General features: G+C 55.3%; 15 protein-coding genes. 1 reads left to right on the top strand and 14 read right to left on the bottom strand.

Going from position 1 to position 21502, the window contains the following annotated elements; all coding sequences use genetic code 11:
- Nucleotides 1-62: 62 nt before the first annotated feature.
- The 4 genes from glmU to PVT68_RS11455 form a co-directional block, all read right to left on the bottom strand.
- The gene (gene glmU / locus PVT68_RS11470; RefSeq protein ID WP_280318168.1) at nucleotides 63-1424 is read right to left on the bottom strand and encodes a bifunctional UDP-N-acetylglucosamine diphosphorylase/glucosamine-1-phosphate N-acetyltransferase GlmU; all 1362 of its coding nucleotides are present in this window, start codon (nucleotides 1422-1424) and stop codon (nucleotides 63-65) included.
- 142 nt (nucleotides 1425-1566) lie between these two features.
- Complete coding sequence (locus PVT68_RS11465; RefSeq protein WP_280318166.1) at nucleotides 1567-3519, bottom strand: alpha/beta hydrolase family protein; 1953 nt, start codon at nucleotides 3517-3519, stop codon at nucleotides 1567-1569.
- Between the two features lie 84 nt (nucleotides 3520-3603).
- Nucleotides 3604-6873, bottom strand: coding sequence for a TonB-dependent receptor domain-containing protein (locus PVT68_RS11460; RefSeq protein WP_280318164.1), 3270 nt, complete (start codon nucleotides 6871-6873; stop codon nucleotides 3604-3606).
- 552 nt (nucleotides 6874-7425) lie between these two features.
- A complete protein-coding gene (locus tag PVT68_RS11455; RefSeq protein WP_280318162.1) occupies nucleotides 7426-8223 on the bottom strand; it encodes a formate/nitrite transporter family protein in 798 nt (265 codons plus the stop codon).
- A 296-nt stretch (nucleotides 8224-8519) separates the two neighbouring features.
- Between PVT68_RS11455 and PVT68_RS11450 the strand changes: the two genes are divergently transcribed.
- Complete coding sequence (locus tag PVT68_RS11450) at nucleotides 8520-11846, top strand: amidohydrolase family protein (RefSeq protein ID WP_280318160.1); 3327 nt, start codon at nucleotides 8520-8522, stop codon at nucleotides 11844-11846.
- 79 nt (nucleotides 11847-11925) lie between these two features.
- On the opposite strand, the gene PVT68_RS11445 is transcribed toward PVT68_RS11450, so the two are convergent.
- From PVT68_RS11445 to atpB, 10 genes are all read right to left on the bottom strand, one after another.
- Complete coding sequence (locus tag PVT68_RS11445) at nucleotides 11926-13413, bottom strand: tetratricopeptide repeat protein (protein WP_280318158.1); 1488 nt, start codon at nucleotides 13411-13413, stop codon at nucleotides 11926-11928.
- A 48-nt stretch (nucleotides 13414-13461) separates the two neighbouring features.
- Nucleotides 13462-14535 carry a patatin-like phospholipase family protein gene (locus PVT68_RS11440; protein WP_280318156.1) on the bottom strand — a complete coding sequence of 358 codons (1074 nt, stop codon included), beginning with the start codon at nucleotides 14533-14535 and terminating at the stop codon, nucleotides 13462-13464.
- Between the two features lie 135 nt (nucleotides 14536-14670).
- Nucleotides 14671-15090 carry a F0F1 ATP synthase subunit epsilon gene (locus PVT68_RS11435; protein ID WP_280318154.1) on the bottom strand — a complete coding sequence of 140 codons (420 nt, stop codon included), beginning with the start codon at nucleotides 15088-15090 and terminating at the stop codon, nucleotides 14671-14673.
- Nucleotides 15091-15155: 65 nt separating this feature from the next.
- On the bottom strand, nucleotides 15156-16553 hold the full coding sequence (gene atpD / locus PVT68_RS11430; RefSeq protein ID WP_280318152.1) for a F0F1 ATP synthase subunit beta: 1398 nt from the start codon (nucleotides 16551-16553) through the stop codon (nucleotides 15156-15158).
- 38 nt (nucleotides 16554-16591) lie between these two features.
- Nucleotides 16592-17452, bottom strand: coding sequence for a F0F1 ATP synthase subunit gamma (gene atpG / locus PVT68_RS11425; protein WP_280318150.1), 861 nt, complete (start codon nucleotides 17450-17452; stop codon nucleotides 16592-16594).
- A gap of 89 nt (nucleotides 17453-17541) precedes the next feature.
- Nucleotides 17542-19086 (bottom strand): F0F1 ATP synthase subunit alpha, encoded by a 1545-nt coding sequence (atpA, locus tag PVT68_RS11420; RefSeq protein WP_280318148.1) that lies wholly within the window; start codon nucleotides 19084-19086, stop codon nucleotides 17542-17544.
- Between the two features lie 48 nt (nucleotides 19087-19134).
- The gene (locus tag PVT68_RS11415) at nucleotides 19135-19668 is read right to left on the bottom strand and encodes a F0F1 ATP synthase subunit delta (protein WP_280318146.1); all 534 of its coding nucleotides are present in this window, start codon (nucleotides 19666-19668) and stop codon (nucleotides 19135-19137) included.
- Between the two features lie 11 nt (nucleotides 19669-19679).
- On the bottom strand, nucleotides 19680-20150 hold the full coding sequence (locus PVT68_RS11410; RefSeq protein WP_280318145.1) for a F0F1 ATP synthase subunit B: 471 nt from the start codon (nucleotides 20148-20150) through the stop codon (nucleotides 19680-19682).
- 54 nt (nucleotides 20151-20204) lie between these two features.
- Nucleotides 20205-20453 carry a F0F1 ATP synthase subunit C gene (gene atpE, locus PVT68_RS11405; RefSeq protein WP_010131056.1) on the bottom strand — a complete coding sequence of 83 codons (249 nt, stop codon included), beginning with the start codon at nucleotides 20451-20453 and terminating at the stop codon, nucleotides 20205-20207.
- A gap of 100 nt (nucleotides 20454-20553) precedes the next feature.
- The gene (gene atpB / locus PVT68_RS11400; protein ID WP_280318140.1) at nucleotides 20554-21495 is read right to left on the bottom strand and encodes a F0F1 ATP synthase subunit A; all 942 of its coding nucleotides are present in this window, start codon (nucleotides 21493-21495) and stop codon (nucleotides 20554-20556) included.
- Nucleotides 21496-21502: the final 7 nt, after the last annotated feature.

Below are 21502 nucleotides of genomic sequence, written 5' to 3'. Positions count from 1 at the left end.
TACGAGTCTCCGGGCAGAAGAGTGGAAACGCCGCGGCGTTTCCATCCTCGGGTTATTGGCTGCTAGCTTTTCTTGGTCGGTCGCTGCCAGCCGGAGATGTTGCGCTGCTTGCCGCGGGCCACGGCCAGTTCGTCAGCACTCACTTCGCGGGTAATGGTGGAGCCAGCGCCAATCGTGGCACCGGCACCAATCTCCACCGGAGCTACCAGCGAAGAGTTAGAACCGATAAAGGCGCCATCACCAATGGACGTCTTGAACTTGTTCACGCCATCGTAATTACAGGTAATGGTACCGGCGCCGATATTTACGCCTTCGCCCACCTCGGCATCGCCGATGTAGGACAGATGGTTCACCTTACTGCCGAGCCCGATCTTCGCTTTCTTGGTTTCTACAAAATTGCCAACTTTTGCCCCGTGGGCGAGTTCGGTGCCGGGCCGCAGTCGCGCAAAAGGCCCGATGGTACAGGCTTCGCCGATGGTCGCTTCCTCAATGATGGAGTTGGCTTCAACCACGGTGCCCACAGCCAGCTCGCAGTTGCGCAGTACACAGTTCGGACCGATGCGCACATCGGCGCCCAGTTTCACATTGCCTTCAAACACGCAGTTGATGTCGATTTCCACATCGGTGCCACAGGTCAGGGTACCGCGGATATCAATGCGGGCCGGGTCTAGCAAGGTTACGCCGGCGTGCATCAGCGATAGCGCGCGGCTGTGCTGCAGGGCCCGCTCCATTTGCGCCTGTTGTGCGCGACTGTTGACGCCCGCCACTTCGAGAGGATCGCTGGCGCGTACACCGGTGACGGCGATTTGCTCACTGACCGAGCGCGCGATCACGTCGGTCAGGTAGTACTCGCCCTGGGCATTGTCGTTGGAGAGTTCCGGTAGCCACTTGGCCAGCAGATCTGCCGGTGCCGCGAGGATGCCGGTGTTCACTTCGCGGATGGCCAGTGTGTCCCCGTCGGCGTCTTTTTCTTCCACAATTGCCAGCACCCTTCCTGCCTCGTCGCGCACGATACGGCCGTAACCGGCGGGGTTGGCCATCTCCACCGACAGCAGGGCAGGGCCCCTGTCCGACGCGGAAAGCAGGGACTGCAGGGTGCCGGTTTTGACCAGCGGCACATCCCCATAGAGAATCAGTACCGTGGCGCCAGGGCGGAAATTCGGAATCGCCTGGGCCACGGCGTGCCCTGTGCCCAATTGTTCTTTCTGCTCCACGAATTCAACGCCGGTGCCGGCAAAGCGCTCTTCTACCAGCCCCGCGCCATGCCCCACCACCACGGTGATCCGCACGTCCCCCAGTTGCTGCGCAGCCTCGATCACGCGCCCCAACATAGGCACACCGCCAATAGGGTGCAGAACTTTGGGCAGGTCGGAGCGCATGCGGGTGCCTTTACCGGCGGCGAGGATGACAACGTCAATGGTCATGAGATATCCCATGTTCACGAAAATTTGGCGGGCAATTGTGTCGACCGCTGCCGATAAACTCAAGAGCCTTAAGGTTTGCAGAATACAGCTAACAAAAAACCCGGCAAATTGCCGGGTTTCCTGGTCACAGCAATTCAGCCCGTTAAAGACCGCCAGCGCCACAATCTGATTTCAAGTACGAAATCATAGACTCATATAGCGTTTTCTGGTGTTCATAAAACAGGGTATTGCTGAAATGGTCCGCGCCGTCCAATTCCACATACTTGTACTCTTTTCCGTACTTATCCAGCGCCTTGCGGTAGCGCTCAGCGTGCGCCGGCGGCACCCGCTGGTCCACACTTCCGTGAATCAGCAGAATGGGAACATTCACTTCGGCCGCGGTTTCTATCGGTGAAATACTGTCATCCCACATACCCAGTTGCTCGATTTTCTGAGCACCGCGCATCCGATCGCGGTAGTAGTTCACTTGCATTTGATTGTCAGAAACCGCCGCGCCGGCAATAACACACTGATAAATTTGGTCTTTGCGTGCCGCAGCCACCAGTGCCGCGTAACCGCCATAGGACCAACCAAACATTGCCAGCCTGTCCGGTTCAGCCCAGCCCTGCTCGACCAGATATTTCATGCCATCGTCTTTATCGTCCTGCATTTTGTAGCCGCCCTGGCCACCATCAATAAACGCGGACGTGTAGTGATCCAGCCCAAACCCCCTGGATCCGCGGTATTCCGGCTGCAAAACGATATAGCCATTGTTTGCCAGCATCTGGGCCCACTCGTCGTACAGCACCACTTCCGAAACAAAGGGACCTCCATGAGGCATAACAATCGCCGGAAACGGCGGCTTGCCGTTGGGTATGGTCAGGTAAGCGGGAATCGTACGGCCATCGCGGGCCTTGTATTCGATATACCGAACATCGGCCAAATTTTCCGGGTCCATCAAAGGCTGACGACTGCCGACCTTACTCAGTTTTCCCTTGTGCAAAAGATAATATGTGCCAGGATCCCTGGGTCCTACGTTATAAATTGTCAGGCTGCCACCATCGCGACTGCGACTGTTTATCCGCACATAGTGAGATTCGGGTATTATTTTCTCGAGCTGTTGAGTCGTTGCCATTTCCAGCTCGTCGAAATATTCAACTTCGACATTTTCCTTTGTGTATACCACACCAACGACGGTATCCAGGTTTTTCCATGGATTACTGTGATACCTGACACTGGCGACGTCGACATCGCCCCGACGATAGATCAGCTCACCAAATTTGCGTGTTTTGACGTTGAACTCCCACAATCCAACCTTATCGTCGCCCCGATTGGCTCGAACATAAAAAATATGCGGTTGCTTATCGTCAAAGCCCTCAACATCGAATGTTTCGAAGCTGTCCTCGCTTAAACGATGGAATTCATTCCAGTTTCGCTTGTCCGTGATGCGCTCATACCAGACATATTCACCTTTACCAATATCAAAGCCACGCGCCAACCAGGGATTACCGTCGATATCGAATTCGACTTGCCCCATATCCAGCTTGCCGTGAAGAATAAGTTTTTTAGCGCCGGATTTAATATCGAGCTCATAATAAGTCCGGGGACGAAACGCCTTATTCAGGCGATTGTCGTCACCACCAGGCAAGTAGGAAAAAATAATTCTCCGATCGTTATTCGGTAAAACATGTTCCAGATCAGCTCCAAGCTGATCGTACTTTTTCATTTTTTTGCGTTTGATATCCACCGAAGCAAGTAGGTATTCGTAAACACCTTCATTAAAGCCCTCAATTTTATTGCGAACCTTCTGACGCAGGTTCATACCGATAACATCATCACTGAGCCAGAAAAAACTCTGGATTTCCATCGGATCAGAGTTTATCCGGTATGGTTCGGCTTCGAGGTTATCCGAAGGGTAAACTTCAATGATGGGGTTGCCATCTTTGGTCGGAATTTTTAACAGCGCGAGATGCTTTCCATCTGGAGATATCTCTACGTTGCTGATGACGTCGCGAAGCGCCCAGTAATCCAGTGGATAAGGCTCGGCATTTTTAGAAAAAACATCAACACTTACTAATATGAGTAGTGATGTGACCAGAGTTTTGAGCATTCCCATCGCAGCACCCTAAAATACAACAAACGTGAAATTTTTTGTTTATGAAAAAAGCCCGTATAAATACGGGCTTTGTAGTCTATCAAATTAAAAGTTCTTTTGAACATTCATGAAAATGGTACGACCTTGGAGGTCATACCCATAGCCAATAGGAGTGTTGTTGATCGAAAGAATTTCATTTCCATCAACCTCGGGAGGTGCTTCGTTGAACACATTATTGACCCCCAATCCGGCTGTCCAGGTATCGGCGTAATAATACAAAGACGCATTGTGAACGAAGTAGTCATCTGCAAACCCTACGTCACGGCAATCCGTACCGCCATTTGCAGTACCTACACAGGTATCAGAGTAAAATCCGGTTCCATTGGTATCAAAAATATCACTGAATTCATCGATATACTCTTCTCCCTGTTCAACTGAACCAATATATCTGGTCGCCCAGGTCAGACGGTACTTATCGTATTCAACTCTAAATTCGCCTTGACCGGTCCATTTCGCGTACCCGAAATCACCGGTGTAATCCTCACGATCCTCCACGCCATTGTCATCAACGTATGTGAGAGAACGTTCAAGAACACGGTTAAGTCTCAAGTTCGCAGACAGATCCAGGGGAACGCCAAACAGATTGGCAGATTGTTCATACCGGATATTGTAGTCAAAGCCCCTCGCAACCTCGCTATCGCGGTTAACAAATCCTGCATCAATTCTGTTAATGAAACCTTCGCTATTGCGAGACACCAAAGAACAGAAAGCGCTGGGATTAGGACTTACATAACAATCATTAACAAGAAATTGGCCACTCGGCTCGATGATTGAATTGGATATGTCAATATCGTAGTAGGTCATGCCAATTGATAGACCAAAACTGTCAAAGAACGGTTGCTCCCAGGAGAAACCAGCAGTATACGAATCCGAGGTTTCCTCTAACAGCTCACGAGAACCCCCACGCGCTATTTCAACACTATAGAAACCATTATTATTTTCTAGCTGTGTTGGATCTACACCATTTGCAATACAGTTTTGCAATACTTCCGGGGAACGGTTATCCAAATCCGGGTTATAACCGGTCAGGTCATCAATTGCGTCAGCTGGGATCAAACATGGATCGGTGATGTTGTTAAATCCGCTCTGATTTTGCAGGAAGTTCTCACGCAAATTTGGGGCTCGATAAGAAGTGCCATAGGTCGTACGGAGCAATAATGAAGCTACCGGACGATAACCAATCTTTGCTGCCTTCGTCCATGCGCCACCGTAGAACTCGTCTTTTGTATAGCGGGCGGAAAGGTTGGTTGTCAGTTCCTCGGCAAGGAAAGCCCCGGATACGATCGGAATCTCGATTTCACCGAAAACTTCTTTGGTATCTTTATTACCGCTAGCACCACCATCAGTGAAAAACCCGAAGAACAAGCCATCGCGGGCGATATCGTCCGGAATAGATTTAATACGATCGTTTCGAAATTCGGCCCCCACACCCAATACAACATCGCCAGCAGGTAGACTCGCTACAGTACCGGACGCATAGGCTGAAAATATTTTTTGATAGTAATCGGTATCAAAATCTCGACTATCAAATAAGTAGTCGCGTTCAGCCTGGGTGGCAAAATCACCAACAACACCGTCATACAACGACGACGCGAACATATCGATCGGCACACAGGTCGACTCGCCCGGCAGAGGTTCACAAATATATGAACCAGGATTGTTCGGATCTTCGATAGTGGTTGCCAGTGACTGATCGAGGCGATCTTCTCGAATACCCAGGCGGCTAGAAGCACCACTGGACTTGCTGTAGGAAGCGGACAACTCAAATGACCAGTCCGACATCGTGCCGACGTTCAGCATCGGCAGATCGCCACGTGCTCCGGTAACAAACCGGAAGTGCTCGACCTCGGTATTGGCAGTATTGCGATCACCAAACACTGATACTACGGGCTGTACTGTGACCGCCCCGAGAGGGCCGGTAAGCAGTCCCGCTTGCTCTGGAGTGACGCCATATATTGCTGTGAAATCGGATACAAAATTTGGGTTGGTCAAAAGTGCGTCATTGGCAAGACCACAATCGACACCTCGCACCCCATCAGGATTACAAATACTGAACGGGTTGCTTCCCGGAACAAGGGGAAACAGTTGCGAAGCACCCGCATTAATAAAGGTTTCCCGTTTGGAATAAAGTGTTTCAAAAAACGGGGTCAGGTTCATATCCCCTTCAAAGGTATATTCACCAAATGCCATGTAGCTCATTCTTTCCTGCTCTGGCAGCAGGTGCGCAAACTGCTCGCGCCCATTCATATCCAGATCGCGATAGTTGACATCGGTTACGCCATCGCCATTACCATCAATGCCACTGACGTACTGGGCCATATCGGAGAAGTTGCCCCAGCCGCCGTTACTGTAACCGGGCGTATAGAAAATACTCCGTGCTCCGGGTACGCCGTTTACATACCCACCCAACCCGCCACTGAAGTTACACCCCCCAGAAAAATCCATTCCGTAGACGGTGCTGTAGTAGAGATCATCGCGGTAAATTTTTCCGTCTCGGCCAACTTCAATATTCTGGCGGCAACCTTGGGTCCACTCCCGATCATCCAGGGTAACCGCTTGCATATCGTAATATTCGGCACCCATGCCGATAAATCCGCGATCGAAGTTCTTACCCCAGCTCAGACTGAGAGTATTTTCTTCCCCGGCGTCCTGCTGCGGGTTACGGCTGAACATCTCAAAATCAAAGCCATCAAAATCCTTCTTGAGGATGATGTTTGTTACACCGGCCACGGCATCCGAACCATAGACGGATGAGGCACCGTCTAACAGCAGGTCGTATCGCTGAACCAGTGAAGCAGGAATCAGATTCAAATCGGGGGAGGTTGGCGCACCCTCAACCCCTGATGGCGCCAGTCGGCGGCCATTGAGCAACACAAGGGTGCGGCCAGCGCCGAGACCGCGGAGACTCACGGTAGATGCACCCGGGCCGTTATCCAGCACGTAACCGGAAAAGGTCAGGTCGATCTGCTGACCCGATGCCGCGCCGCTATTTTGCAGAATGGAGGAGGTATCGATAACTCCCGCCTCACGAGCACCCTCGGTGTCGATAATTTCTAGCGGAGCGATACTGGAAAAGCTATCGCGCTTCAGGCGAGAGCCCGTGACGGTGACCTCTTCTACCGAACCGTCTGCTTCGCTGCTCTTGGAAATGACTGCGGAAGCACTTTCTTCTGCAACGACATCCGACTCTGTAATTGCTCGGTCATCCTCTTGTGCAAAGGTAACCGGCGATAAAACAGCTGCAAGCACTGCCAAAGACACACTCGCCTTAAGCGGTGAGTGAGCGCTTCCAAACATTTTTGTTCGCTTTATCATTTGTGTAACCCCAAAGGTAGATCCCCAAGAAAAAGTTTATGGAGTAAATCCATACAGTTATGTAACGACTGACCTGCCTAACCCCTCATATATATTTCTTTATTTTTTCCACCCTCATAAATGAATCGTCTTTTGAGTTGGAATTTTTTGGTGCCAAATATCTGGATTTTTGTACCCCCTTTAAAACGTATCTATATTTCTTGCGCCCCTGATCTAAAAGATACTCATCCTTAAAAGTAGAAAAAATAATTAGAAATAATCTACGTTATCTGCGATATATAGTTAACCGCTCATTAAGCGCAGGTTGTTGCAACCCCATAAATCTTCTGCAAATTCAGAGCCAAAAAACAAAAAAATCAATGTAGGCGAAGGGCGTGTAGGGGGAGCGTTCGGATAGTTCTATCAGGAAGAGGATTCGTTGAGCGAAAAATTTCAGGGCACCCTGCAGACCAGTGGTACCAGGGCAAATGAAATGAAAGACTCTACGAGAATGCGGTATCCGCAAAACAACGGACACAGCAAGACCAGGTTGTGCCGGTCTTTGAGCAGTTTCTAGTGGCGATTACCGATAAAACTGTACTTCATTCGGCCCACAAATATCGAACCACCGATGGTATTGCCGATCGTGGCGACCACCAGAAACTGAGCAACATCCATAAAGCCTACGGTTGTACCCTCAGAAAACCAGGCGCAGAACATTCCGACGGCGCCGGCAATGCAGTGTGGCAATCCGCCGAGGCCGATAACAAAGGTGATCACCGCGACTGCCGCAATACGGCTGATGGTTTCGGTGGCTGAGGTGACCATCCAGGCCAGCAGTCCCATCAACCACCCGGCAAATATTGCCCCCAGAAACTGACCACCCACATAGTCAGCCATCATTTTTTCGCCGTAATAGGCAAACGCACCGCTGTCGAAGCGATCCGTCATTCCCACAAACTGCACGAACAGAGCACTGAACAATGCGGCCCCCAGCAGGTTTCCGGTGTAGATGAGGGCCCACACCCGCAGCAGTTGCCGCGGTGTCTTGCGGCCATCCAGGACCGGCAGTATGGCGAGGGTGGTATGTTCCGTGAACAGGTCCGAGCGACCGATAATTACCAAGATAAAACCGACGGGATAACTCAGTGCGGTGAGCAGGTACAGCAAATGATGCGAAATATTGGCGTGAAAATGACTGTAAAACGCGGCGATCAGGAAAATGCTGAAGCCAATTTCCATGCCCGCCGCCACTGACGAAAGTATCAGCGAGCGATTGTTGCGCTGGTATTCTCGCAGGCTCTCGTCGATCTGTTCCCACAGAATCTGACGATCACTCTTGGCCCGGTCGTGATCCTTGTGCTGGCTCACTTTTGCTGACTCATAAGTACACCGCCATTGAAGAGGTGTCCAATAGCGGCACCTTTAAACCAATTCCCTATTTCCAGTCTAGCCACTGCTTCCTGTGGAGCGTCGCCACTCCAGATGGGCCTGTGGCAGGCAAAAATCCGGCATTCACCGGATATCCGGAGTTTTCTCCCATTCCGTCCATATTCGTTGTGTTTTACCGACATTGCGGTAATTTGCCGTCATATTAATTTTCACTGGCACCGCCCTATCCGGGCCGTTGCGCAACCTGAAACAACTCCACTAACCCGGGAGCCCTAATGATAAATAGCAAAGTCAGAATACTGGCGCGCCTGATCGGCGGTGCCGGTCTCGCCCTGGCCCTCCCTCTCTCCGCCGCCGCGGAAGAAGTGAGCAAAAAAGCCGACAAGTGGGACGTTAACCAGCCGCCGTATGAGCTCAAGTCCGTTCCCCTGGACACCCGCGAGACAACCTGGAGCAACCTCGACATCAGCCCGGACGGCGCGACGATCATTTTCGACATGCTCGGGGATATCTACGAAATCCCCGTGGATGGCGGTGAGGCCCGCGCGCTAACCAGTGAAATCGCCTGGAATACCCAGCCGCGTTTCAGCCCCGATGGTAAATCCATCGTCTTCGTAAGCGACCGCGACGGCGCTGACAATATCTGGGTGATGGACCGCAATGGCGAAAACCTGCGCCAGCTGACCACCGAGAAAGAAAACCTGGTGCACGGTCCGAATTTCAGCCCGGACGGCCAGTATCTGGTGGCGCGCAAGGGTTTCATGTCCGGTCGCAGCATCCCCGCCGGGGAGATCTGGATGTATCACTACGGCGGTGGTGAAGGACGCCAGATCAAGGCGCGTCTGGGCGGCGACAGCGCCCAGAAAAACATCTCCGACGCCGCTTTCTCTCCGGACGGGCGTTACATCTACTACGCCATCGATACCACGCCGGGCACCCGCTGGGAGTACAACAAAAACTCCACACAACAGATCTTCGCCATCAACCGCTACGATCTGCAGGATGGCAAGGAAGAGACGTTCATCACCGGCCCCGGTGGCGCCATAGCCCCGGTACCGTCACCGGATGGCAAAAAACTGGCATTTATCCGCCGCCAGGATTTCAACACCTCGCTGTTCCTCAAGGACCTGAGCACCGGTCTGGAAGAGCCCATCTACACCGGCCTGGAGCGCGACCTGCAGGAAATCTTCGGGGTGCACGGCAACTACGTGCAATACGACTGGATGCCAGACAACAAGTCCCTGATTGTCTGGACCAAGGGCAAGTTCCTGCGTATTGCTGCCGACGGCAGCAGCCTGGAGCAGGGCGCGCGGGAAATCGTGGCGCATATCCAGACCGAGAAAAAAGTCGCCAACGCGGTGCGCTTCCCGGTGGATGTGGCGCCGGAACAGTTTGATGTGAAGATGATCCGCTGGGCGCAGAAGTCTCCGGACGGCAAGCAGATCGCCTTCCAGGCCCTGGGCAAGATCTACATTCAGGACGTGAACAGCGGCGAACGTCGCCGACTGACCCGCCAGGACGAACACTTTGAGTTCTATCCCAGCTGGTCCCGCGATGGCAAACAGATCACCTATGTGACCTGGGACGATGAATCGCTGGGGCAGGTGCGTGTCGTTTCTGCACGCAACGGCCGCGGCAAAACCGTCACCCGTGAACCCGGTCTGTATGTGGAGCCCGGCTTCTCGCCGGATGGTGAAACCGTCACCTTCCGGCGCTTCACCGGCGGTTATCTGCTGAGCCCGGAGTACTCCCTCGAACCCGGTGTTTACCTGGCGGACGCCTATGGCAACTGGCAGCGCCGCCTCACCAAGTCCGGTTACGAGCCGCACTTTGGTGCGGACAGCGACCGCATCTACTTCTCCGAGTATGACTACGCCGACGGTGGCAAGCGCGTGTTCAAGAGCGTTGATACCAACGGCAAGGACGAGCGCGAGCATTTGCACGGTGCGGAAATCACCTCTTTCCGCCTGTCTCCAGACGGCCGCTGGGTGGCCTTCACCCAGGACTTCAAGGCGTATGTGGCGCCCTTTATGCACACTGGCAAGTCCGAATCCATCGGCCCCAACGCCAGCGCTGTGGCCGTCTCGCAGGTGTCCAAACGCGCCGGTGAAAACCTGCACTGGTCCGCAGACAGCAAAACCCTGGGCTGGGCCCACGGCCCGAAACTCTATGCGCGCGAACTCAAAGACGCCTTCAGTTTTGTCATCGGCGCACCGGAGCAATTGCCGGAACCGGTAGCGGAAGGCATTGACCTCAGCTTCCCGCAGAAATTTGCTCACAGCGACAAGCTGGTGGCGCTCACCGGCGGTACCGTGGTCACCATGCGCGATGCGGAAAACACCCGGGAAGTGATCGAGAACGGCGTGGTGCTGTTCCGCGGTAATCGCATCCTGGCGGTGGGCGCGGCCGATGAAGTCGCCATTCCCGCCGGCACCCAGCGTATCGATGTCACCGGCAAGACGGTTTTGCCAGGCCTGGTGGACGTGCACGCGCACGGCGCCCAGGGTCGGGAGGAAATCATTCCGCAACAAAACTGGAACCTGTATTCCAGCCTGGCATTCGGCGTAACGACCATCCACGACCCGTCCAACGACAGCAGTGAAATCTTCTCCGCAGCAGAAATGCAGAAGGCCGGCGTCATCAACGGGCCGCGGATCTTTTCCACTGGAACCATCCTCTACGGCGCCAAGGGTCCGGGTTACAAGGCCAAGATCAACAGCCTGGAAGATGCTGAGTTCCACGTCGGCCGCCTGAAGGACATGGGCGCCATTTCAGTGAAGAGCTACAACCAGCCGAGAAGGGAGCAGCGCCAGCAGGTACTGGAAGCGGGCCGCAAGCACGGCATCATGGTGGTGCCGGAAGGTGGCGGTAAGTACCAGCACAATATGAATATGGTGGTAGACGGACATACCGGCATCGAGCACTCCCTGCCTATCGCCAATATCTATACCGATGTGGAACAGCTGTGGAGCCAGACCGAAGTGGGCTATACACCAACCTTCGTGGTGGCCTATGGCGGTCTGTGGGGTGAGGAGTACTGGTACGACCGCACCGAGGTGTGGAAAAACGAACGCCTAACCCGGTTTACCCCGGACTTTATCGTCAACCCGCGCTCCATCCGCCGTCCCACCGCGCCGGATCACCACTACAACCATGTCAGCGTCGCCGCACATGCCAAGCAACTGCGCGACAAGGGTGTCACTGTGCACATCGGCGCCCATGGCCAGCGCGAGGGCCTCGGCGCCCATTGGGAACTGTGGATGATGGAGCAGGGCGGATTTACCCCCTGGGAAGCCTACCGCGCCGGCACTATTGATGGTGCCCACTATCTGGGTATGGACAGGGATCTGGGCAGCCTGGAAGTCGGCAAGCTGGCAGACATCATTGTGGTAGACGGCAACCCACTGGAAAATCTGCGCCTATCGGAGAACATCAAGTACACCGTGATCAACGGCAAGGTGTTCGACGCCGCGACCATGAACGAAGTGGAAGGCGACGAGCGGCTGGCGTTCTTCCACGAGCGTTTGCCCGTAAGCGCCATGCCAACTCCCACCGCGGAGGCGATTCAGGAGAAGCAGGAGCGCCACCACTGGGTACACTGATTATTCCTGACGACTGAAACAGAAAACCCGCGGCTGTATTCGAAAAACTCAGACCGCGGGTTTTTTTATATCCCCAAATTCATTCCGTGCGCTGCAACAGCGTCTGCGCACTGGATCGGAGCTGATCGGAATGGCTCCAGGCAACCACCCGCTCGAGATATTCCCGGGCAACGGCGTTCCTGCCCAGGTGGGCAAGATAAAAGCCAATCGCCGCGTTCAGATTCAGGTGATTGGGTTCCTGCTGGTGGGCTGCAATCATGATCTGCAGCGCCGCTTCGCTTTCACCTTTCAACTGATATGCCATCCATAGCGTGCGATATCCGGGTAAATAGTCCGGTCCCATCTGCACGGCGAGTTTTCCGTATTTCACCGCCTGCTGGTAAAACTCATCATTCCACTCGCGGGTAACCGTCAGAGACTGCAACCGCAGCAGGTAGAATTGGGCGAGATTGGCCGCTGTAAGGTGGCTTATCTGTCCGTGCTCGCCAATTTCCTTGAGCGCTGCTTCGCCCGGCTTGTAGTTATTGTCCTCGGCTGCCAGGACAGCGAGCGCCGTCAGGTTTTCCTGCCAGCCCAGGCCAAACTGGTCGCTTTGCTTCAGGTAGTCCATGGCGAGTTTTGGTTTGCCAAAATCGGTGGCTTCGCTCGCCATAAGAAACAGGCGTTGATTGTTATTGAGCGCGCGACGGGGAATAGAATACTTGTATTCGGGAACGTTCAGTTTGTGGCGATGAATATCGTCACGCATGTAGGCAAGTATTTCCCGCTGTATTTCCGCAATCGCTTTGCCGAAATGCTCCTCGAAGATTTCCGCAGGGTCCTCTCCCGCCGCAACCGCCTTCAGGTAACTTTCCGTGGCGCTGCGGTAATCCGGGTTGCCGGCGTTGTAACCCAGCTGCAGGTAATGCGTCAGCAGCCAGGCGCTGGCATAGTAGTTGTTCCAGTAGCGACTGTTGTCCTCGCCGTGTTGCGCGGAGAGGGGCGGCGGAGCCAGCAGCTGGTCGATGGGGAGAGGATCGTCTTCCGCCCAGGCGCTCAATCGCCATTCCGGCAGGCCGCCGACAACGACTTCTTTTTGACGTAACTCGGCGCTGGCCAGCAATTCCGCAAAGCCCTCGGAGTACCAGCGCGGGTAGGTCATACCGCTGCGTTCGCGCATCAGGTGATGCACGTATTCGTGAAAAATCAGACCGGAACCGGAAATACCGTGGTCGCCGTCGCGGGAAAAGATAATCGGCCCCTCCCAGGTTTCCCGATACAGACCGGCAATCTTGCGGTCACCGGAAAATTTCTCGAACTCACCGGAATTGCGGAAGTGGAATACCCTCAGGTTTTTGTTTTCCGGGATTTCCTGTTGTCCGGTAAAGGAGAGGGCGGCACGGCGGAAGCGCTCCAGGTCGCGCATCAGACTATTGACCCGGTGCTGCGGCACATCGGAATAGACGGTGAAGTTTTCCGATTGGTATTCGTACCAGTCGGCGGCAGAGGAGCACAGACTGAACAGTGCGATGATTCCCAGCATGCCTGTTTGCAAAATACGCCGCATGCCGTTGCCGTAATTGCTCAATGGATGCTCCATTATCACCAACGGTGTTTATTGCCGGTTCTCAGGGTGTCACGCACGTTCAATCATATCCTCGATCCAGGTCCGCAGCCGGCGGGTTTCTATCTGGCCGGCTTCGATGGCTTGCGCGGCGTGAGCGTAATCGGTGCCGCTGATGGCGCCCACCTTGGGCATGATCAGTACGTCCGGCGGTGACCCCATCATGCGGGTACGTTTGTGGCGGCGCTCAAGTACTTCCATGGCCTTGCGCATGGTGTCGAACATACCGGGAGGGGTGCTCTTGTGATCGCGGCGGGAACGGATCTGGTTCAGTTGTTCCATGCCCTGTTCCATCAGGCGGCTGAAACCGGATACGCCCGGCGGGGCGCGGTCTTCCGCATTTTCTTTTACCGGTGGCCGGGGGAGATTGGCAGACGGATCCAGTTTATCCCCGCTCGCCGTCTCAGCAATTTCCTCACTCTCCCGCTCCAGCTCCGATTGCTGGGTATAGGTGGAGCGCTGACTGACGACCCGCTTGACCTCGCCGTGTTCGCGATCAATTTTCGGACGGCCATCTTCGGTGACGTCCACGGCAATCACCACCGTGGCGCCCATGGCGCGGCACACATCCACGGGCACCGGGTTTACCACCGCCCCATCGACCAGCCAGCGCCCGGCGAGGGACTTGGGAGAGAGCAGACCGGGAATTGAGCAGGAAGCGCTGACCGCATCCTGCAAGTTGCCCTCCTGTAACCATATTTCCTGGCCACTGTGCAGATCCGTGGCGACAGCAGTAAAAGGCAGGGGGAGATCCTCGATATTCTCGTAATCAAACCCTTCGAAAAATGCCCGAAAGGGTTTGATACCGCCGATAACCCCACCGTTCAAGGTCCAGTTGATATCCAGCAGGGAGAACACTTTCCAGTTGTCCAGCTGGCGCACCCAGCGTTCGAGTTTATCCAGGCAACCGGCGGAGTATGCCGCGCCGACAAACGCGCCCATCGATGTGCCCGCGATGACCTGGGGGCGAATGCCCATTTCGTCGAGTTCCTTCAGCACCCCGATATGCGCAAACCCCTTGGCCGCGCCACTGCCGAGAGCCAGGCCGATACAGGGTTCGCCGTTACTGCCTGTCATTTTATTCATGGTTTCATTTCATACGCCGCAGTTGACCAAACTATGATGGCGCCAGCGTTGGGGAAATGAAATAACGGGCACAAAAAAAGCAGCCGAAGCTGCTTTTTTCGATCGCCTGCGAGCAGGCACCTACAGAGTAGGGTATTACTTGCCTGCGGCCTTGCGGATCGCCTGCAGGGTACGCAGGCGCGCTTCGGCTTCGGCCAGTTGCGCGGAGATACGGACATAGTCGATATCCGCCGGGGCGCTGCGCAGGGCGTGTTCCGCCTCTTCGCGCGCCTTCTTGGCTGCTTCTTCGTCGATTTCGCGCTCGGCGATGTCGGCGAGGATGGTCACCATATTCGGCTGGATTTCGGCATAGCCACCGCTCAGGAACAGCACCTCTTCATCACCATTGTCCATGATGATGCGTACCGGACCGGGCTTGAGGGCGGTGAGCAGCTGCGCGTGACCGTAGGAGATACCCAGTTCCCCTTCGACGCCGCTGACGATCACCATCTTCACCAGACCGGAGAAGAGGGATTCCTCTGCGCTAACGATGTCGCAATGTACTGTCATAGCCATAAGGCTACCTCATTCTCAGCTGTTTGCCTTGAAGCGCCCGCAATACTGCGGGCGCCACGCGTGCCTTACTTCTTGGTGGCTTTCTCGACAGCTTCGTCGATGGTGCCGACCATGTAGAAGGCCTGCTCCGGCAGGTGATCGTAGTCGCCGTTCAGGATGCCCTGGAAGCCACGGATGGTTTCTTTCAGGGAAACGTATTTGCCCGGTGCACCGGTAAATACTTCAGCAACGTGGAACGGCTGAGACAGGTAACGCTCGATCTTACGCGCGCGGGCTACGATCTGCTTATCTTCTTCAGACAGCTCGTCCATACCCAGAATCGCGATGATGTCCTTCAGCTCTTTGTAGCGCTGCAGTACGGACTGTACGCCGCGGGCCACGCTGTAGTGCTCCTCGCCGATCACCTGCGGATCCAGCTGACGGGAAGTGGAGTCGAGCGGGTCAACAGCCGGGTAGATACCCTTGGCGGCGATGTCACGGCTCAGTACTACGGTGGAGTCCAAGTGCGCGAAGGTGGTTGCCGGAGACGGGTCGGTCAAGTCATCCGCCGGTACGTATACCGCCTGGATGGAGGTGATGGAGCCGGTCTTGGTGGAAGTAATACGCTCCTGCAGAACGCCCATCTCTTCCGCCAGGGTCGGCTGGTAACCTACCGCAGACGGCATACGGCCGAGCAGTGCGGATACTTCGGTACCGGCCAGGGTGTAGCGGTAGATGTTGTCGACGAACAGCAGTACGTCACGACCTTCGTCACGGAACTTCTCGGCCATAGTCAGGCCGGTCAGAGCGACGCGCAGACGGTTGCCAGGCGGCTCATTCATCTGGCCGTAAACCATCGCTACCTTGGACTTGGAGAACTCTTCGACGTTAACAACGCCAGCTTCCTGCATCTCGTGGTAGAAGTCGTTACCTTCACGAGTACGCTCACCAACACCTGCGAACACGGACAGACCGCTGTGCTCGGTGGCGATGTTGTTGATGAGTTCCATCATGTTTACGGTTTTACCTACACCGGCACCACCGAACAGACCAACCTTACCACCCTTGGCGAACGGGCAGACCAGGTCAATTACCTTGATGCCGGTTTCCAGCAGTTCGGTGGAGTTTGCCTGCTCTTCGTAGGTCGGTGCAGCGCGGTGGATAGAGGAACGCTCTTTCTCACCGATCGGGCCACACTCGTCGATGGGGTTACCCAGTACGTCCATGATGCGACCCAGGGTCTCAACACCAACCGGTACAGAAACCGGCGCACCGGTGTTCTTTACCTTCAGACCGCGGGAGATACCCTCGGAAGAACCCATGGCGATGGCACGCACGATGCCGTCGCCCAGCTGCTGCTGCACTTCCATGGTGAGGTTTTTGTCCTCAACCACCAGTGCATCGTATACATTCGGTACGGCGTCGCGCGGGAATTCCACGTCGATGACCGCGCCGATAACTTGCACAATTTGCCCGTTACTCATTTCCCGATCCTCAAAGTTCAAATCTTTCGGCGGTCTGATCAGACCGCTGCGGCGCCGCCAACAATCTCAGACAGCTCTTGCGTAATCGCTGCCTGGCGCGCCTTGTTGTAAACCAGCTGCAGCGCATCGATCAGCTCACCGGCGTTGTCGGTGGCGCTTTTCATCGCAATCATGCGCGCTGCCTGTTCACAGGCCTTGTTTTCAACGACCGCCTGATACACCTGGGATTCGATGTAGCGAGTCAGCAGACCGTCGAGAAGCTCGACCGGCTCAGGCTCGTACAGGTAGTCCCATTCGTGCTGCAGTTGCTCATCTTCGTCTTTCTTCAATGGCAACAGCTGCTGAACCTGCGGCTTTTGGGTCATGGTGTTCACGAATTCGTTGGACACCAGGAAGAGACGGTCGATTTCGCCACTGGCGAAACGATCGAGCATCACTTTAACCGAGCCGATCAGCTGCTTGGCCTGAGGCTGGTCGCCCAGGTCGCGCACTGCCGCTACGACGTTGCCGCCGATATTGTTGAAGAAGCTGGTCGCCTTGTTGCCGACTGCGCAGATGTCCACGCCTACACCCTGTTTGTCCCAGGAGTGCATGTCGCGGATCGCAGCCTTGAACACGTTGACGTTCAGGCCACCACAGAGACCGCGATCGGTGGATACCAGGATGTAACCCACGCGCTTAACTTCGCGCTCCTGCAGGTAGATATGCTGGTATTCCGCGTTGGCGTTGGCCACGTGGCCAATCACTGCGCGAATGCGGCTTGCGTAAGGGCGCCCCAGTGCCATGCGATCCTGAGCCTTGCGCATCTTGCTCGCCGCAACCATTTCCATGGCTGAGGTGATCTTCTGCGTGCTCTTGATGCTGGCAATTTTTGTGCGTACTTCTTTTCCGCCTGCCATAGTCAGTTACCTTTTTGCCGGAAGTTAACCTGCAGGAGCCTTGCTGCTCGCGAATGTTCGCCTGCAAGCAGGCTCCTACACATGGGTACTTACCAGCTACCGGTAGCGACGAATTTTTCGATCGCGGCCTTGAAGGCGCTGTCGATTTCGTCGTTGTAGTTACCGGTGCTGTTTACCTGCGCCATCAGCTCTGCGTGTTCGCTGTTCATGTAAGCGAGCAGGGCGGATTCGAAATCCAGCACTTTGTTAACTTCTACGTTGTTCAGGTAACCCTTGTCCGCGGCGTAAACGGAAACAGCCATCTCGGCGATGGACATCGGCGAGTACTGCTTCTGCTTCATCAGCTCCGTAACGCGCACACCGTGGTCCAGCTGGGCTTTGGTGGCTTCGTCCAGGTCGGAGGCGAACTGGGAGAAAGCCGCGAGCTCGCGGTACTGGGCCAGAGCGGTACGGATACCACCGGACAGCTTCTTGATGATCTTGGTCTGGGCGGAACCACCAACACGGGATACGGAAATACCCGGGTTGATCGCCGGACGTACGCCTGAGTTGAACAGGTCGGTTTCCAGGAAGATCTGACCATCGGTAATGGAGATTACGTTGGTCGGTACGAATGCGGAAACGTCACCCGCCTGGGTTTCGATGATCGGCAGCGCGGTCAGGGAGCCGGTTTTGCCTTTCACTTCGCCGTTGGTGAATTTCTCTACGTACTCGGCGTTTACACGCGCGGCGCGCTCCAGCAGACGGGAGTGCAAGTAGAAAACGTCACCGGGGTAGGCTTCACGGCCCGGGGGACGCTTCAGCAGCAGGGAGATCTGACGGTAGGCCCAGGCCTGCTTGGTCAGGTCATCGTAAATGATCAGGGCGTCTTCACCGCGGTCGCGGAAGTACTCGCCCATGGTGCAGCCTACGTAAGGCGCCAGGAACTGCATCGCAGCCGGGTCAGCAGCGCCAGCGGCAACCACGATGGTGTGGTCCATTGCGCCGTGCTCTTCCAGCTTGCGTACAACGTTGGCAATAGAGGACTGCTTCTGACCTACGGCAACGTAGATACACTTAATGCCGGTGCCTTTCTGGTTGATGATCGCATCGATCGCAACCGCAGTTTTACCGATCTGGCGGTCGCCGATGATCAGCTCGCGCTGGCCACGACCGATCGGGATCATGGTGTCGACCGCTTTAAGACCGGTCTGAACCGGCTGGTCAACGGACTGACGGGCGATTACGCCGGGGGCTACTTTCTCAACCGCGTCGGTCAGCTTGTTGTTGAGCGGACCTTTACCGTCGATCGGGTTGCCCAGGGCGTCAACCACACGACCCAGCAGTTCCGGACCTACCGGCGCTTCCAGGATGCGGCCGGTACAACGGCACTTCTGGCCTTCCGCCAGGGACTTGTAGTCACCGAGTACGATGGCACCAACGGAGTCGCGCTCCAGGTTCAGTGCCATACCGGTAACACCGCCTTCGAACTCGATCATCTCGCCGTACATCACATCGGCCAGGCCGTGGATGCGGATGATACCGTCGGATACGGAAACAATGGTGCCCTCGTTCTGGGCCTCAGTGCTCACATCGAGATTGTCGATGCGGCTCTTGATAATTTCACTGATCTCAGAGGGATTCAGTTGCTGCATGCTCTGTTCCTCGATTTCCCGGCAGGCTCTGCCCGCCGGGAAGATAATTTAGGAGTTCATCGCCTCGGCGAGTTTGGCCAGTCGACCGCGTACGGTTCCATCGATCACCGTATCGCCAGCGCGAATGATCGCGCCACCCAGCAGACTTTCGTCCACCGCGCTGTGCAGGTGCACCTCGCGAGAGAACTTCTTGCTGAGAGCCTGGGTGAGGCGCTGGGACTGTTCGTCGCTGAGCGGGCGGGCAGAGATAACTTCCACTTCCAGAGTGGCTTCTGCCTGGGCCTTCAGGTCTTCGAACAGTACGGAAATTTCCGACAGCAGCGGCAGGCGGTGGTTTTCCGCCAGCAGCTTGATGAAATTCTGTTGCGACGGGTTGAAATCGCCACAAACAGTCAGGAATTTTTCCGCGCGCACTTCACTGGTCAGCTGCGGGTTATCCAGCAGCTCGCCAACTTTTTCGTTCTGGCTGACCGCCGCTGCGGTTGCCAACGCCAGGCTCCAACCGGAAAGGTCGGAAGCTTGCTGGGCGTGGGCAAAAGCCGCTTTTGCGTAAGGCCGGGCCAGAGTGCTGAGTTCCGCCATGGGTTCCTCGCTTACAGCTCGGCTGCCAGTTTCTCGATCATGTCATCGTGCACTTTGGCATCGATGTTGACTGAGAGGATTTTCTCGGCGCCGGCAACAGACAGGGCAGCGACTCGACTGCGAAGTTGTTCCTTCGCGCGGTTCACTTCCTGTTCGATTTCCGCCTGGGCGGCAGCTTTCAGGCGATCGCCTTCACTGCGCGCAGCCTCTTTGGCTTCATCAACGATCTGGTTGGCGCGCTTGTTGGCGCCCTCGATGATTTCTGCAGCCTGGGCCTTGGCTTCTTTCAGTTGCTCGGCAGCTTTGCGCTGCGCCAGTTCAAGATCTTTCTCCGCGCGCTCGGCTTCCTGCAGACCGGTAGCAATTTTTTGCTCACGTTCCTGCATGACACCCAGCAAGGCCGGCCAGACATACTTCCAGCAGAACCATACAAAGGCGAGAAAGGTGATCGACTGGCCGATCAGAGTCAGGTTGATATTCACACCGACACCTCTTGCTCTTTCAAAAATGGGTTAAAGGGCAATTGGAACGGGGAATTAACCAGCCAGACCAGGAGCAACCGCGAAAATCAGGTACATAGCGATACCAACACCGATCATCGGTACGGCGTCGAGCAGACCAGCCATCAGGAACATTTTGCCCTGCAGAGCCGGAGCCTGTTCAGGCTGACGAGCAGAACCTTCCAGCAGTTTGCCACCCAGGGTGCCGAAACCGATAGCAGTACCCAGTGCGCCCAGACCGATCAGCAGTGCAGCAGCTACGTAAACCAGACCTAATGCTTCCATTGTTTTCTCCAAAAGTAAGTTGAGAGTTGTTGAAGTTGAAAGTGAATGAAAAATTTAAAGTACGAACGAAATCTTTTCTTCCGGCAATCGCAGAACGACCTCAGTGGTCGTTCTCGTGCTCATCTTCCCGGTTGTGCGCCATGGCCATGTACACAGTGGTCAGCACCATGAACACGAACGCCTGCAGCGTAATAACCAGGATGTGGAAGATAGCCCAACCCATCTGCAGCAGGCCGGCGCCAATAAAGCCCAGCACGCCCACGCCAAACACGATGGCGATCAGGATGAAGATCATTTCACCGGCGTAGAGGTTGCCGAACAGACGCAGACCGAGTGATACGGGTTTGGCAATCAGGGATACCGCTTCCAGCAGGAAGTTGAACGGGATCAGGAAAATGTCCACATACCATTTGCCGGAGTGGAAGGGGTGCAGGGTCAGCTCTTTGACAAAGCCCAGCGCGCCTTTTTCCTTGATGCTGAAGAAGATCATCAGTACGAATACCGCCAGTGCCATCCCCAGGGTGGCGTTCAGGTCGGTGGTCGGTACAACCTTGAAGAACACGTGATGCGGATCCGCACCAGTGACGGCGGAGGTGCCATGGGCAAAGGCCAGAGGCAGCCAGTCAACCGGGATCAGGTCCATCAGGTTCATCAGGAACACCCACACGAAGATGGTCAGCGCCATCGGGGCGACCATGCTGTTGCGGTGGGGAAAGGTGTCTTTAACGGTCTTGTCGATAAAGTCGACAATCACTTCGACAAAGCTCTGGAAACCCGTGGGAACTCCGGCGGTCGCTTTCTTCGCGGCGCGCGCGAACAGCAGGCAGAAGATCAGACCCAGGCCGATGGACCACCCCAGGGTGTCCAAATGCACAGCCCAGAAACCCATGTCCGCCGCTTCCTGCGGGCTGTGGGCAATGGTCCAGGTGGAGTCGCTCAGCACAGTTCCGTCGGCACGGGTGTAACCCGCCGGAAGTTTACCGTAAGCAAGATTTTGCAGGTGGTGCTGGATATAACCCGTCGCGGTTTGTTCGGCAGCCATAGTTCCT

The sequence above is a fragment of the Microbulbifer bruguierae genome, from assembly GCF_029869925.1.
Taxonomy (GTDB): domain Bacteria; phylum Pseudomonadota; class Gammaproteobacteria; order Pseudomonadales; family Cellvibrionaceae; genus Microbulbifer; species Microbulbifer bruguierae.
Note: the sequence above shows the minus strand (reverse complement) of the source record. Positions and strands in the feature narration are given on the sequence as shown.

Bases quoted from the DNA above. Each gene is read 5' to 3' on its own strand.
- glmU (WP_280318168.1), bottom strand. From the start codon at position 1,424: ATGACCATTGACGTTGTCATCCTCGCCGCCGGTAAAGGCACCCGCATG.
- PVT68_RS11465 (WP_280318166.1), bottom strand. From the start codon at position 3,519: ATGGGAATGCTCAAAACTCTGGTCACATCACTACTCATATTAGTAAGT.
- PVT68_RS11460 (WP_280318164.1), bottom strand. From the start codon at position 6,873: ATGATAAAGCGAACAAAAATGTTTGGAAGCGCTCACTCACCGCTTAAG.
- PVT68_RS11450 (WP_280318160.1), top strand. From the start codon at position 8,520: ATGATAAATAGCAAAGTCAGAATACTGGCGCGCCTGATCGGCGGTGCC.
- PVT68_RS11440 (WP_280318156.1), bottom strand. From the start codon at position 14,535: ATGAATAAAATGACAGGCAGTAACGGCGAACCCTGTATCGGCCTGGCT.
- PVT68_RS11435 (WP_280318154.1), bottom strand. From the start codon at position 15,090: ATGGCTATGACAGTACATTGCGACATCGTTAGCGCAGAGGAATCCCTC.
- atpD (WP_280318152.1), bottom strand. From the start codon at position 16,553: ATGAGTAACGGGCAAATTGTGCAAGTTATCGGCGCGGTCATCGACGTG.
- atpG (WP_280318150.1), bottom strand. From the start codon at position 17,452: ATGGCAGGCGGAAAAGAAGTACGCACAAAAATTGCCAGCATCAAGAGC.
- atpA (WP_280318148.1), bottom strand. From the start codon at position 19,086: ATGCAGCAACTGAATCCCTCTGAGATCAGTGAAATTATCAAGAGCCGC.
- PVT68_RS11415 (WP_280318146.1), bottom strand. From the start codon at position 19,668: ATGGCGGAACTCAGCACTCTGGCCCGGCCTTACGCAAAAGCGGCTTTT.
- atpE (WP_010131056.1), bottom strand. From the start codon at position 20,453: ATGGAAGCATTAGGTCTGGTTTACGTAGCTGCTGCACTGCTGATCGGT.
- atpB (WP_280318140.1), bottom strand. From the start codon at position 21,495: ATGGCTGCCGAACAAACCGCGACGGGTTATATCCAGCACCACCTGCAA.